Below are 13781 nucleotides of genomic sequence, written 5' to 3'. Positions count from 1 at the left end.
TGACCCGTCGCGCTTTCCATGGCACGCGCGCGGTGTAAGAATGTAAACGCTTGCGCACATATGTCTGACATGTTGCCTAAGACCCGGAACGGCGCTCGAAACACGGGTTGCAACCGCATCCAGCGCACGTCAAGCTTTGAACGGTCCCGGCAAGTCGACGTGCCGGGACCGAAGGATGGGGGCTTCCTAAGAATCCCCCATCCACCCGACACGATGGCGTTCCTGACGACGCCATTGGTGTTACCGGGAACGCCGGAGTTCGGACCAGGGCTTGCGCCCATTCCACGTAGTCCAACCTCCGCGAGAAGAGCAAGCATGAAATCTCACTCAACCCCCAACAGGCCACGCCGACGCCTGCGGTCGGCGGCCGCCTTTGCGGCCGCTGCCGGCGTGGCTGCCACGGTGCTCATGGCATCGCCGGCAGCCCAGGCAAACCTGCCTGCCGACAAGCCGGCCACCACAATGCCGGCCCCGACGCCGGGATTCCCGCTGCCGACGGTCCACACGCAAGAGGCCTTTGACCCTGCAGCAGCCTTCACGTCCAAATGGACGCGGGCGGATGCCAAGCAGATCATGGCCCAGAGCAATCCGAACGTGGCCCCCGGCCAGAACTCCATGAGCCCCAACGTCACCATGCCGGAAATCCCCAAGGATTTCCCCGCCATGAACGACGACGTCTGGGTCTGGGACACGTGGTCGCTGACCGACCAGAACGCCAACCAGATCAGCTACAAGGGCTGGGACGTTATCTTCTCCCTCGTCGCCGATCGCCACGCGGGCTACGGCTTCGACCAGCGCCACTGGAATGCCCGCATCGGCTACTTCTTCCGCAAGACCAACGCAGACCCCGCGAAGGACAAGTGGAACTACGGCGGACACTTGTTCCTGGACAACACCTCGATCGGCAACACCGAATGGTCCGGTTCCACCCGCCTCATGCAGGGTGACCACGTCAACGTGTTCTACACGGCCACCACGTTCTACGACCGTGCAGAGCGCAACGCGGGCGGCGGCGGGATCGCTCCCGACGCAGTCATCGCCAAGGCCCTCGGCAACATCCACGCCGACCAGAACGGTGTGACCTTCGACGGCTTCCAGCACACCAAGCTGCTCGAGCCGGACGGAAAGCTGTACCAGACCAAGGCCCAGAACGCCGGCTTTGCCTTCCGTGACCCGTACACCTTCGAAGACCCGGCGCACCCGGGCAAGACGTACATGGTTTTCGAAGGCAACACCGCCGGAAACCGCGGCGAGTACAAGTGCACGGACGCTGACCTTGGCTACCGCCCCGGCGATCCCCACGCCGAAAACACGAATACGGTCAACACCACCACTGGTTCCTGGTTCCAGACCGCGAGTGTCGGCCTGGCCGTCGCGGACAACAAGGACCTGACCCAGTGGCACTTCCTGCCGCCGATCCTGTCCGCCAACTGCGTCAACGACCAGACCGAGCGCCCGCAGATCTTCATCCAGAATGAAAACGGCCAGAACAAGTACTACCTGTTCACCATCAGCCACCAGTTCACGTACGCCGATGGCATGCGTGGTCCCGACGGCGTCTACGGCTTTGTTGGCAACGGTGTCCGTTCGGACTTCCAGCCGGTGAACAGCTCGGGCCTCGCCCTCGGCTCGCCGACCGACTTGAACCTGCCGGCGAACAACCCGAGCGGCACCCAGTCGGCACAGCAGAACGGCCGCCAGTTCCAGGCCTACTCGCACTACGTGCAGCCGGGCGGCCTGGTGCAGTCCTTCATCGACAACGTTGACGGCGTCCGTGGAGGGTCCCTCTCCCCCACGGTAAAGATCAACTTCGCCGGTGGCGTCACGCAGGTGGACCGCAGCTTCGGCAAGAACGGCCTCGGCCCGTTCGGCTACCTCCCCACCAACGTCCGCGTCGGCGGGGAAGGCCTCTACAAGTAGGCCACAGTCAAAACCAGCTGGGCAGGCAGAGGATTCGCTGCCTGCCCGGCAACATGGGGCGCCCGGTTCACCCGGGCGCCCCGCTCCACAACCCAGGAAGTCCCATGCTCCACTCTCCCCAACACCCGTTCCGGCCCGCTCGCAGGGCGGTACTCGCCGTCGTCGCCGTCGTCCTGGCGGTGTTCGCGAGTTCCTGCACCCCGACGCCGGACGCGTCGCCATCCGCCGGCGGCACCGCCATCGGGATGGCTGCCCCCGCACCATCCGAATCGGACCCGTGGCGGCCCGCCGCGCACCTCACGGCGTCGCAAAACTGGATCAACGATCCCAACGGGCTCGTCTACGAAAACGGCACTTACCACGCGTTCTACCAGCACAATCCGCACGGCAACTTCTGGGGAGATATGTCGTGGGGCCACTCCACCAGCACGGATCTGGTGCACTGGACCCAGCAGCCGGTAGCCATGGAAGGCTCCGCCAGCGAGGAAATCTTTTCCGGCGCCATCGTTCCGGACAGCAAGAACGCCTCCGGCCTGGGCAGCGCTGAAAACCCGCCGCTGGTAGCCCTCTACACCAGCTCATACGGCGACGGCGGGGCGCTGCCCAAGGGCAGCCAGGCCCAGTCCGTGGCCTACAGCCTGGACCACGGGAAGTCCTGGACCAAGTACAAAGGCAACCCGGTGCTCAGCTTGCAGCCCGCGTCGAACAACTTCCGGGATCCGAAGATCACCTGGTACGAGCCCGGCAAATACTGGGTCATGACCACGGTGGTTGCTGACGCCCAGGTGGTAAAACTCTTCAAATCCACCGACCTGCTGCACTGGAACTTCCTCAGCGACTTCTCGGGAGTGGGCGCCCAGGGCGGGCTCTGGGAAGTTCCCGAGCTGCTCCAGATGGACGTCGACGGCGGCAACGGCCTGAAGAAGTGGGTCATGATCCTGAGCATCAACCCGGGAGGCATCGCGGGAGGCTCCGGCATGCAGTACTTCGTGGGCGATTTCGACGGCACACGGTTCACGGCGGAAAACGCTGCAAAGCCGGGCGACCCGCTGACGAAGTCACAGTGGCTGGACCATGGAGCGGACTTCTATGCGGCCAACACCATCACCGCGGCTCCTGGTGGAAAGCCGGTGCTTCTGGGCTGGATGGGGAACTGGGACTATGCGCAAGCCGTCCCGAGCACCCCGTGGCGCGGGTCCATGGCCATCCCCCGCCAGCTCACCCTCGTGGCCGCGGGAAGCCGTTTCGAGATCCATTCGACCATCGCCCAGGCTGCCGCGAACGCGCTCACGAACACCAAGACCAGTGAAGTACATGGCAAAAACCTCACCGTCACCGACTCCACGGAGCCCCTGGGCAGCGATTTCGGGGCCCGAACCCAGCTGATCGACGCCGAAATGGACGTTTCGGGCGCAGCTGAGGCCGGATTGGTGCTGCGGGCTTCGGCGGACGGGAAGGCAGGCCTCCGCATCTCGTACAACCGCGCAAGCCAAACCCTGAAAGTGGACCGTTCGGCGGCCGGAACCTCCAACTTCTCGCCGAAATTCAGCCCCTACCATCAAGTCTTCGTGCCTATGAAGGACGGCAAGGTCCGCCTGCGTATCCTCCTGGATTCCTCATCCGTGGAGGTCTTCACGGGCGACGGAGCGGCGGTTATCTCGGACATCTTCTTCCCGCATTGGGGCAACACGGGCGCGGCCGCCTTCAGCGCAGGCGGCGCGGCGAGCTTCGTACTCACCAGCACGCGGCAGCAACCCTGACGCTCGGCAGCCCAACTGACTCGCACTAGTTGTCGTTTAGACGCCTCATAACGACAACTAATGCTAGTCAGTTGGGATGGGGCCACCACCATACTGTGACGGCCGACATAGCCCTTGACCTCGGCATTCATTCTCTTTGACGATAGCTTTATCCCTATGACATCGAGCGATGCCGAATTTGAAAAGCTGATATCCGACGCCGGCGAATGGGCTGCCCAGGACCCGGACCCGGTCACCGCGGCAGCGCTGTCCGAACTGGCCGGACTCGCCTCCAGCGGCGTCGCTGCAGCCCGTCAACAGCTTGAAGACAGCTTCAGTGGAACACTGCAGTTCGGTACCGCGGGACTCCGCGCCGCCCTCGGTCCTGGTCCCAACAGGATGAACCGCGTGGTGGTGCGGCGGGCAGCAGCAGGTTTGGCGGCCTTCCTCAAGGACGCCGTTGAGGCGGCTTCCCCCGGAACGCGGCCGCGCGCCGTCGTCGGCTATGACGCGAGGCACAACTCGGACGTCTTCGCACGAGAGTCCGCAGCCATCTTCACAGCCGCGGGAATCGACACGTTCCTGATGCCTTCGGCCCTTCCGACCCCCCTGCTGGCTTACGCCGTCCGCGCCCTTGATTGCGACGGCGGTGTCATGGTCACGGCGAGCCATAACCCACCGCAGGACAACGGATACAAGGTGTACCTAGGCGGCCGGGCCGTGGAGGAAAGCGGCCGGGGATCCCAGATCGTGGCACCCTACGATTCGCAGATCGCCGCAAGCATCGAAGCCGTGGGCCCCTTGGATTCCATCGAACTGGCCGGGTCCGGCTGGACTGAGCTGCCTGTTTCCATTACCGGCGAGTATGAGGCCGCGATGGCCGGCCTCGCCGACGTCGGGAATTTCCCGGCCCGTGAGCTGAAGATCGTTTTGACTCCAATGCATGGCGTGGGCGGCGAGACGGCGGTGTCGGTGCTGAATGCGGCAGGCTTCACGGACGTCTCGCTCGTGGAAGAGCAGGCAGCGCCGGATCCGGACTTTCCCACGGTCAGTTTCCCCAACCCGGAAGAGCCCGGCGCACTGGATCTGGCTTTGGCGGCAGCGGCGCGCCTGGGTGCCGACATCGTGCTGGCCAACGACCCCGACGCCGACCGCGCGGCTGTGGCGGCAAAGGACCCTGATACGGGTGCTTGGCGGATGTTGCGGGGCGACGAAGTGGGCGCCCTGCTTGGGGCGCATGTGGTGGCCCGGCACGCCGCGGATGCGCGGCAAGGAGATGCGACACGCGGCGTTTTTGCCAACTCGATCGTCTCGTCCCGGCTGCTTTCCCGCATTGCGGCGGCGGCCGGCTTCGCCCATGAAGAAACGCTGACGGGATTCAAGTGGATTTCCCGGGTGCCGGGGCTTGTGTACGGCTACGAGGAAGCCCTGGGCTACTGCGTTGCGCCCGAACTTGTCCGGGACAAGGATGGCATTTCCGCCTCCTTGCTCATCGCCGAACTAGCGGCGGCGGCCAAGGCCGAAGGAAAGACGATCTTCGACACCCTGGACGAGATCTACCTGGTGCACGGCCTGCACGCGAGTGACCAACTCAGCATCCGCGTGGCGGACCTTGGTTTGCTGGACGCGATGATGAACCGGCTTCGGGCCGATCCGCCGGAGTCCTTTGGCGGATCCGCCATCGAGACCTTTGTGGATTTGGCCGAGGGAAGCGAGCAACTGCCGCCAACGGACGGTCTCCTCTACCTGACCAAGGACCTAAGCCGCGTCATCATCCGGCCCAGTGGCACCGAGCCAAAGCTCAAGTGCTACCTGGAGGTCATCAAGTCGGTCGGGTCCGCGGCGGAACTCGCAGAAACCCGGCACGCCGCGCGAACCAGTTTGGACCACATACTCGCGGACGTCCGCGAGGCGCTGGGGCTCTGAGCTAGAGTTCGACTTCGATGAAGCCGTCAACCATGCGGGTCCTGAATGCCGGAAGCCGGAGCCCGGGGTTGGAATAGCACTCACCGGTCTGCAGGTCGTAGACCTCCTTGTGCAACGGGGAGGCGATGGTGGGGCGTGATCCCCGGGAACCGGTGATCCCGCGGGCCATGACATTGGCCAGGGTTGCGGGGTCCTGCTGGGCGACTGCGTAGACATTGTCGGCATCGAGGCGGAAAATCGCCACTTGCACGCCGTCGATCAACGCTGCCTCGCCCCAAGCCGGCTCAAGTTCGTCCAACGGGCATACACGGTGCCAGCTGGACGCGGTCGGCGCGCTCGTCAGTTGTTCTTCCCGTTCCAGAATGACGGTCATGTCAACCCCTCTCGCTATGCCTGCAGCCGGACAAATGCTGTCCTTTCCTTTCAGGCGTTGGCCGCCCAGCGGCCATACCTTCAAGGTAGGCGGGGAGTGTTTCACCGGAACGCAGTCAATGTGTCCGGTGCGTAAAAGAGACCTCACAGGTGCCGACATCCAATCGTGACCCAGAAGTTAAGACCACGAAACAAAAGGGAAACTGAAGAGAAACTGCCCGTCCGTAGTCTGAAGTGACAAGTTGCGGAGCACGTTCTGCGGCGTATGCGAAAGGCCACCAGTGACCGGACACACTTCCACCCCAGAAAACCAGCGCCGTATTGTTGTCGCCGGCGGGGGCCCTGCGGCCCACCGTTTTGCCGATGCGATGCATACCCGCGGTCTCGAGGGCTGGCACGTCACGGTCCTGACCGAGGAAGCGCACGTTCCGTATGACCGGGTCACCCTGAGCAAAGCGCTGACCGATGTGGACTACGACCTCACCTTGGGCGACATGTCCATGTGGGAGCATGATGCGCTGGAGCTGCGCACGGGCGAGCGGGTGGTCAAGATCAACCCCGATGCCAAGTCCGTGGAAACCGCAGCCGGCAACACTTACGCCTATGACCACCTGGTGGTGGCCACCGGCTCGGACGCGGCACAGCTCCCCTTCCCCGGCGGCGAGCTCGCCCATGTCTACCGCACCCTCGACGACGTCTGGGCCATCAACAAGGCCATCGCCGAACTCACGGAGAAGCTCGGCCGGACCGTGAAGACCGTGACCATCGGCGGCGGCCTCCTCGGTTTGGAAGCCGCGGCCGGCACCATGGAGCTGGGCGCGCAGGCCACCGTCATCAACGGTTCGCGCTGGCTCATGAACGCCCAGCTCGATGAGGGCGCCGGCCAGGCGCTGGGCCGGCTGGTCACGGCCAAGGGACTCGAAGTCCTTACGGGAACCTACCCTGCCGAAGTATTGTCCGACGACGACGGCCAGGTCACCGGCGTCCTCATGAAGGACGGCCGCGTCATCCCCGCCGACATGGTCATCGCGTCCATCGGCATCCGTCCCCGCGATGAGCTGTTCCGCGAAACGGAAGGCACCGTAGACGGGCCCGCCGCTGGCAAAGAACAGCTGTTCGAACTGGGCAAGAAGGGCGGCGTTGTCATCAACGACCATTGCGCCACCCCGGTCCCGGGCATTTGGGCGATCGGTGAGGTGGCCAACTTCGATGGCATGTGCCTGGGGCTCGTGGCTCCGGCGAACACGATGGCCGAGATCGTCGCCGACCGCCTGCACGGCGGGCAAGCGACCTTCCCCGGTTTCGACACGGCCACCAAGCTCAAGCTCTCCGGCGTGGACGTGGCCAGCTTCGGCGACGCCTTCGCCACAACCGAGCACTCCCTGGAAATCGTTTACGCAGACCCGGCCCGCGGCGTCTACCAGAAGATCGTCACCACCGACGACGCCAAGACCCTGCTCGGCGGGATCTTCGTCGGCGACGCCACACCGTACATGAGCCTGCGCCCCCTGCTCGGCCGCGAACTCCCCGCCGAACCCGGCGCCTACCTCACCGCTGCCGGCGGCGGGGACGCCCCCGAAACCGAACTGCCGGATGACGCGATCCTGTGCTCTTGCAACAACGTGGCCGCAGGTAGCGTCCGCGATGCCATCAACGGCTGCGGCTCCTGCGAAGGCAACGCCCCCGTCCAGGAACTCGGCGAACTGAAGACGTGTTCGCGGGCCGGAACGCAGTGCGGCTCCTGCGTCCCGATGCTCAAGAAGCTCCTTGAAGGGGAACTGAAGAAGTCCGGCATCGAGGTCTCCAAGGCCCTGTGCGAGCACTTCGAGCTCTCCCGCCAGGAACTCTTCGACGCCATCCGCGTCCTGGAACTGACATCCTTCGAGGACATCCTGGCCAAATACGGCACCGGTGCGGGCTGCGACATCTGCAAACCCACCATCGCCTCCATCTTGGCCAGCCAAAACAGCGAATACGTCCTCGGTGCCGGTCGCGGCACCCTGCAGGACACCAATGACCGCGCCTTGGCCAATATGCAAAAGGACGGTACCTACTCTGTAGTCCCCCGCATCGCCGGCGGCGAAATCACCCCTAAGGGCCTGGGGGTCATCGCCCGGGTTGCCGAGAAATACGGTCTCTACACGAAGATCACCGGCGGCCAGCGCATCGACATGTTCGGCGCCCGCCTCGAACAACTCCCGGAGATCTGGAAGGAACTCGTCGAAGCCGGCTTCGAATCCGGGCAGGCATACGGCAAGAGCCTGCGCACCGTGAAATCCTGCGTAGGCTCCACCTGGTGCCGCTTCGGCGTCCAGGACTCCGTCGCCATGGCCATCAACCTCGAGCTGCGCTACCGGGGACTGCGCAGCCCGCACAAACTCAAAATGGGCGTGTCCGGCTGCGCCCGCGAATGCGCAGAAGCCCGCGGCAAGGACGTCGGCGTCATCGCCACCGACAAGGGCTGGAACCTGTACGTCGGCGGCAACGGCGGCTTCCTGCCCGCCCACGCCCAGCTCCTTGCCCAGGACCTGGACGACGACACCCTGATCAAGTACATCGACCGCTACCTCATGTACTACATCCGCACCGCCGACCGGCTCCAGCGCACCGCCCGCTGGCAGGAGGAACTCGACGGCGGCCTCAAACACATCGAAGACGTCATCATCCACGACTCGCTCGGCATCGCCAACGACCTCGAAGCCGCGATGGTCCGCCATATCGACACCTACCAGGACGAATGGGCCGAGACGCTCAAGGATCCCGAACGCCTGCGCCGCTTCCGCTCTTTCGTGAACGCCCCCGACCAAAAAGACGAGGCCATCGCCTTCGTCCCCGAACGCGGCCAGATCCGCCCCGCCACCAACGAGGAAAAGGGCGGCGTCCTCATCGCCAGCACGATCCCCGTTCGCGGCCAGGACTAAGGAGCACAAAGCCATGCAGCTCACCATCGACCTCACAGGCCGCGATGTTCTGGTCACGGGCTCTGCCCACGCCGCGCGGCAAGCCGTGCGGCGCTTCGAAGCCGCCGGCGCCGTCGTATATCGGCTCAGCACCCCCGACGGAGCCGACTCTGACGGCCCGCTGCCCGAACGCCCTTTTCTGGTCGCGGCCGTCGACGACGGCCAGCCCGGCTGGGAACCCCTGCTCGAACGCTGCCGGGAAGCGGGGATCCCCGTCGCCAGCGAACCGGCTGCAGGCGAGTCCGGGCACGTCACCTTGGTCGGCGGCGGTCCCGGCACCCTCGACCTCCTGACCGTAGGCGCGGTCAACGCGCTGCGGGACGCCGACGTCGTCTTTTACGACCGGCTTGCCCCCTACGCGGAACTGGCGCAACTGACGTCCGCGGAACTGGTGGATGTCGGCAAGCGCCCCGGGCACCACAAGGTCGCCCAATGCGACATCGAAACGCTCATGGTTGACGCCGCGCTGACCGGCAAGAATGTGGTCCGGCTCAAAGGCGGTGACCCTTACGTGTTCGGCCGCGGCGGCGAAGAAGTCAGCGCCTGCGTGCAGGCGGGCGTCCCCGTCCGCGTCATCTCGGGCGTCACGAGCGCCATCTCGGTCCCGGCGGCCGCCGGCATTCCCGTCACGCACCGCGAGGTCAGCCACATGTTCACCGTGGTATCCGGCCACGCACCGCTGACCGAGAAGGAACACACCCACCTGGCCGGGCTCGGCGGGACCATCGTGGTCCTCATGGGCATCGGTACCCTCCCCCAACTCGCTGCCGGGCTCCGGCGGGCGGGGATGGATCCCGCGATGCCCATGGCCGTCGTCGAACGCGGCTACCGCCCCGGACAACGCACCACCATCGCCGAACTCGGCACCATCGAAACCGCGGCCGCAGGCTGCACCAACCCGGCCGTCCTGGTCATCGGAGAGGTGGTCCGGGTGGCCGAAACCAACCGCGATCACACCGAAGCCACCGCAGACCTGGACCGCCTCGCGGCTTCCCTCCTTGAAGCCTGAAAGAACACACATGACTACGTTGAATGCCCTTGATTCCATCGATGCAGGCTCGCCGTTGGCCGCGCCCGGACCAAGCGACGATGCGCCGCTGGACGGTTTCCGGATCGGAGTGACTTCGCACAGGCGTTCACGTGACTTGATCGAGGCGCTCGAACGGCGCGGTGCTTCGGTGCTGCACGCTCCGGCGTTGAAGATCGCGCCGGTCCAGGAAGACGTCACGCTCATCGAGGACACGAAAACGATCATCGCGGCCAAGCCCGATATCTGCATCGCCACCACCGCCTACGGCATGCGGCGCTGGTGCGAGGCCGCCGACTCCTTCGGCATCGGCGAGCAACTTCTTGACGTCCTGGCCGCTTGCCGCATGTTCGTGCGGGGACCAAAAGCCCGGGGTGCGGTCCGCGCGGCAGGCCTTGCCGACGTCGGAATCAGCAGTGACGAAACCACCGCCACACTCGTGGACATGCTCCTTCAGGAAGGCGTCCGGGGGAAGACCGTCGCCGTGCAATTGCACGGCTACACCGACGTCCGCCAGTTGGAGCGCCTCCGGATGTCCGGCGCGACGGTCCTCACCGTCACCCCGTACCGCTGGGTAAAGCCCGACGGCGAAGACAAGCTGCCGCGCCTCATCGAAGCCGCCTGCAGTGGAGACTTGGATGTGCTCACCTTTACGAGCGCGCCCGCGGTAGACGCCATGTGGAGCACGGCCCACGAAATGGGCATGTACCGCCAACTGATCGAAGCCCTCAAGACCCAAGTGACCGTTGCCGCCGTCGGGCCCGTCACCGCACAGCCGCTGATCGACGCCGGACTCGCCCCGCTCATCCCGGACCGCTACCGCATGGGCGCGCTCATCCGCCTCGTCACCGAACATCTGGCCCTGAACCATGTGCGCCGGCTCGACACTCCCTCAGGGCATATCGAGCTGCGCGGGCGCTGCTTGAGGATCGATGGTTCCGTGGTGGAACTGGCCCCGGCTCCGCTGCTCCTGCTCAGGGCGCTTTTGGGAGCCGGGGGCGCAGTGCTGTCCCGCGAGTCGCTTTCCGACCTTCTCGAACTGCGTGGCTCGGTCCACGCCCTGGACATGACGGTGAGCCGTTTGCGGTCCTCGCTCCCTGACGGAAAGCTCGTGGAAACCGTGGTCAAACGGGGCTACCGGCTGCGGGTCTAGCCCTGGTTCTTGTGGACGAGGTAGATGGCACCAGTGGTGACGTCCTCCTCAAGTGCTTCCAAGGTGCGGCCACGGGTTTCGGGAACTTGCTTGACGACGAAGACCAGGGCCAGCGCCCCGACGACGGCGAAGAGGAAGAACGTGCCGGTGATCCCGAGGCCCGCGACCAGCGACGGGAAGAACAGCGAAAGGAAACCGTTCACGACCCAGAGGAAGAAGATCGAGACGCCGGTACCGAAGCCGCGCATGTGCAGCGGGAAGACCTCCGACAGGTAGACCCACACCGCGACGTTCAGGAACGTCTGCATGGACCCGACGAAGGCAACCACCAGGAAGAGGATCACGTACGGGCGGATCGGGTTGCCGACGGGCAACATCATTGAGGCGAACCCGATCAGCAGGTGGCAGCTGGTGGTCAGCGTCAGGCCGAGAATGAAGGTCTTGCGACGGTCGATCCGGTCCATCAGGGTCAAAGCGACGACGCCGCCGATCACGGCGATCACGCCGGGCGCGATGTTCGCGATGAGCGCGCCGCTCTCGTTGAAGCCCGACTCGACGAGCACCGTCTGGCCGTAGTACATGATCGAGTTGATGCCGGTCAGCTGCTGGGCGACGCCCAGGCCGATTCCCACGAGGAGGATGCGGAACAGGTTCTTGTTGCTGAAGACCGCACGCCAGCCGATCTGCTGGCTCTCCTGCTCCTCCTTCGCGACGTTCTCGACCTCGCCAAGCTCCGCAAGTGCACGTTCCTCCGAGCGGACGGACCGCAGCACGGCGAGGGCCTCATCGTGCCGACCCTTCTCCACGAGCCAGCGCGGCGATTCGGGCACGCGGAGCATCCCGAAGAACAGCGCGATCGCCGGCAACGCGCAGACCGCAAGCATGATGCGCCACACACCGGGGATGTCGCCCCAGACGATGCCGATAATGGCATTGACGACGAAGGCCGCCAGCTGACCGACGACGATCATGAGCTCGTTGCGGCCCGCGAGGGAGCCACGGATCTCATACGGCGCCATCTCCGCCAGGAACACCGGGACCACCGCTGAGGCGCCGCCCACGGCGAGACCGAGCAGGATCCGGCCGACGACGAGCACCCCGAAACTCGGCGTGAATACGCACACCACGGTGCCGGCGAAGAACAGCACCGCCAGCAGAATGATCGTCTTGCGGCGCCCCCACCCGTCGGAAATGCGCCCGCCCGAGAGCGCACCGATCGCCGCGGCGAAAACGAGCGAGCTGGCAACGATGCCCTCGGTGAACGGGGTGAGGCCGAGCTCGGCCGTCATTGGCCTCAGGGCGCCATTGATGACACCCGTGTCGTAACCGAATAGCAGGCCACCGAACGTGGCAATCAGGGCGACCAGGCCAAGGCGCTTACGATGCGGGCCGTTGGTCAGTGGGGGAAGCGCGACTGCGCTGCCGATTCCCCTATGGCTTTGCGTAGCAGACATCAGGACTCCTTTGTCTTGTGATGCGGGTCATACACCCGCTCTGAATAACAGACTAACGCGCGAAAGACTTGAATGTAAGGTCAATCTAACAAATGACTTAATTGAGACTTCTCCGTCATGGGAAGATGAGGGCATGGGTCTTGACCGGCAGCTTCGTCCCGCAACACAGAGCGATGTGGCTCGTGAAGTCGGCGTCTCCCGCACGCTCGTGTCCTTCGCATTCCGCGGTGCTCCGGGTGTCAGCGGCGAGACGAAACAGGCCATCTTCGACGCGGCAAAACGTCTCGGCTACCGGCCCAACGCGGCAGCTGCCGACCTGGCACGAAAGCATCGCTCCGCCGTCGGGCTCTATTTGATGGACATCCACAACGAGGTCTACGCGGACATCCTCAGCGGCGTAAGGATGTCACTTCCCCAGGCCCGCAACCGGCTCATCCTGAGCGTCTCCCAGTCTATCGACGGCGTGGACCCGGGAGCCGTGGACTCGCTGATCGAGGCGCGGGTGGGGATCATCATCGCCGCGACGCTGCTGGACCCGGACGAACGAGTGCGGGAACTGGCCCAAATAGTCCCGATCGTCAGTGTCGCGCGGCCCGTACCCGGCGTGGACAGCGTGTATTCGGACGACGACGCCGGCGCCCGCGCCGCCACCGAACACCTCCTCGGCCTTGGACACACCCGGATCGCCCATCTTGCCGGACCCGATTATGACGGCCACACGGTCCGCCGCAGAAGCTATGAGAAGACCATGCGCGACGCCGGTAGGGTGCCCTGGACCATACCGGCCGATGACTTCACGCAAGCCGCCGGACAGCGTGCCGCAGCTGAACTGCTTGACTCCGCGGACCGACCGACGGCCATCTTCACCCACAATGACCAGTTCGCGATGGCGGTACGCGAGGCTGCCTACGCGTGGGGCCTGGCCATTCCCGGAGACCTGTCGCTCGTGGGCTACGACAATTCACGGACCGGCCGGCTCCACGGAATCGACCTGACGTCGGTGGACCTCCACGCAGTGGAACTGGGAAGCGTCGCCGGAGCCGTGGCCATGGACCGGCTCAATAATCCCGATGCTCCCGTCGCGGACACGCGCCTCACGCCCGAACTGGTAGTCCGAAACTCAACGGCACCCGCCCCCATGTGACCCAGCTCATTACCGGCCGGTAACCATCAGGGAACGGGCCACCGGCAAATGGCAACAGCGGGGAAACACCAGCGAAAAACCCCGCG

The 13781-nt window shown here is 65.0% G+C and carries 9 protein-coding genes; 7 read left to right on the top strand and 2 right to left on the bottom strand.

Going from position 1 to position 13781, the window contains the following annotated elements; all coding sequences use genetic code 11:
• The first annotated feature begins 315 nt into the window (after positions 1-315).
• From ACFVTG_RS09105 to ACFVTG_RS09095, 3 genes are all read left to right on the top strand, one after another.
• A complete protein-coding gene (locus ACFVTG_RS09105; protein WP_284752559.1) occupies positions 316-1920 on the top strand; it encodes a glycoside hydrolase family 68 protein in 1605 nt (534 codons plus the stop codon).
• Between the two features lie 104 nt (positions 1921-2024).
• A complete protein-coding gene (locus ACFVTG_RS09100) occupies positions 2025-3680 on the top strand; it encodes a glycoside hydrolase family 32 protein (RefSeq protein ID WP_390279713.1) in 1656 nt (551 codons plus the stop codon).
• A gap of 156 nt (positions 3681-3836) precedes the next feature.
• A complete protein-coding gene (locus tag ACFVTG_RS09095; protein ID WP_390279711.1) occupies positions 3837-5585 on the top strand; it encodes a phospho-sugar mutase in 1749 nt (582 codons plus the stop codon).
• Position 5586: 1 nt separating this feature from the next.
• Here ACFVTG_RS09095 and nirD read toward each other — a convergent pair whose 3' ends face one another.
• Positions 5587-5958 (bottom strand): nitrite reductase small subunit NirD, encoded by a 372-nt coding sequence (gene nirD / locus ACFVTG_RS09090; protein ID WP_284752556.1) that lies wholly within the window; start codon positions 5956-5958, stop codon positions 5587-5589.
• Positions 5959-6238: 280 nt separating this feature from the next.
• On the opposite strand from nirD, the gene nirB reads away from it, so the two are divergent.
• From nirB to ACFVTG_RS09075, 3 genes are read left to right on the top strand one after another with little or no spacing between them, the layout of a single operon-like run.
• Complete coding sequence (gene nirB, locus ACFVTG_RS09085; RefSeq protein WP_390279709.1) at positions 6239-8878, top strand: nitrite reductase large subunit NirB; 2640 nt, start codon at positions 6239-6241, stop codon at positions 8876-8878.
• A gap of 13 nt (positions 8879-8891) precedes the next feature.
• Positions 8892-9926: a uroporphyrinogen-III C-methyltransferase gene (gene cobA, locus ACFVTG_RS09080; RefSeq protein WP_390279708.1), complete on the top strand. Its 1035-nt coding sequence runs from the start codon at positions 8892-8894 to the stop codon at positions 9924-9926.
• Positions 9927-9936: 10 nt separating this feature from the next.
• The gene (locus ACFVTG_RS09075; protein WP_390279707.1) at positions 9937-11097 is read left to right on the top strand and encodes a uroporphyrinogen-III synthase; all 1161 of its coding nucleotides are present in this window, start codon (positions 9937-9939) and stop codon (positions 11095-11097) included.
• On the opposite strand, the gene ACFVTG_RS09070 is transcribed toward ACFVTG_RS09075, so the two are convergent.
• Complete coding sequence (locus tag ACFVTG_RS09070; protein WP_390279706.1) at positions 11094-12551, bottom strand: sugar porter family MFS transporter; 1458 nt, start codon at positions 12549-12551, stop codon at positions 11094-11096. The two genes, ACFVTG_RS09075 and ACFVTG_RS09070, sit on opposite strands and share 4 nt — an antisense overlap.
• Positions 12552-12684: 133 nt before the next feature.
• On the opposite strand from ACFVTG_RS09070, the gene ACFVTG_RS09065 reads away from it, so the two are divergent.
• Positions 12685-13695 (top strand): LacI family DNA-binding transcriptional regulator, encoded by a 1011-nt coding sequence (locus ACFVTG_RS09065; protein WP_390279704.1) that lies wholly within the window; start codon positions 12685-12687, stop codon positions 13693-13695.
• Positions 13696-13781: the final 86 nt, after the last annotated feature.

Source organism: Arthrobacter sp. NPDC058127, assembly GCF_042884555.1.
Taxonomy (GTDB): Bacteria; Actinomycetota; Actinomycetes; order Actinomycetales; family Micrococcaceae; genus Arthrobacter.
Note: the sequence above shows the minus strand (reverse complement) of the source record. Positions and strands in the feature narration are given on the sequence as shown.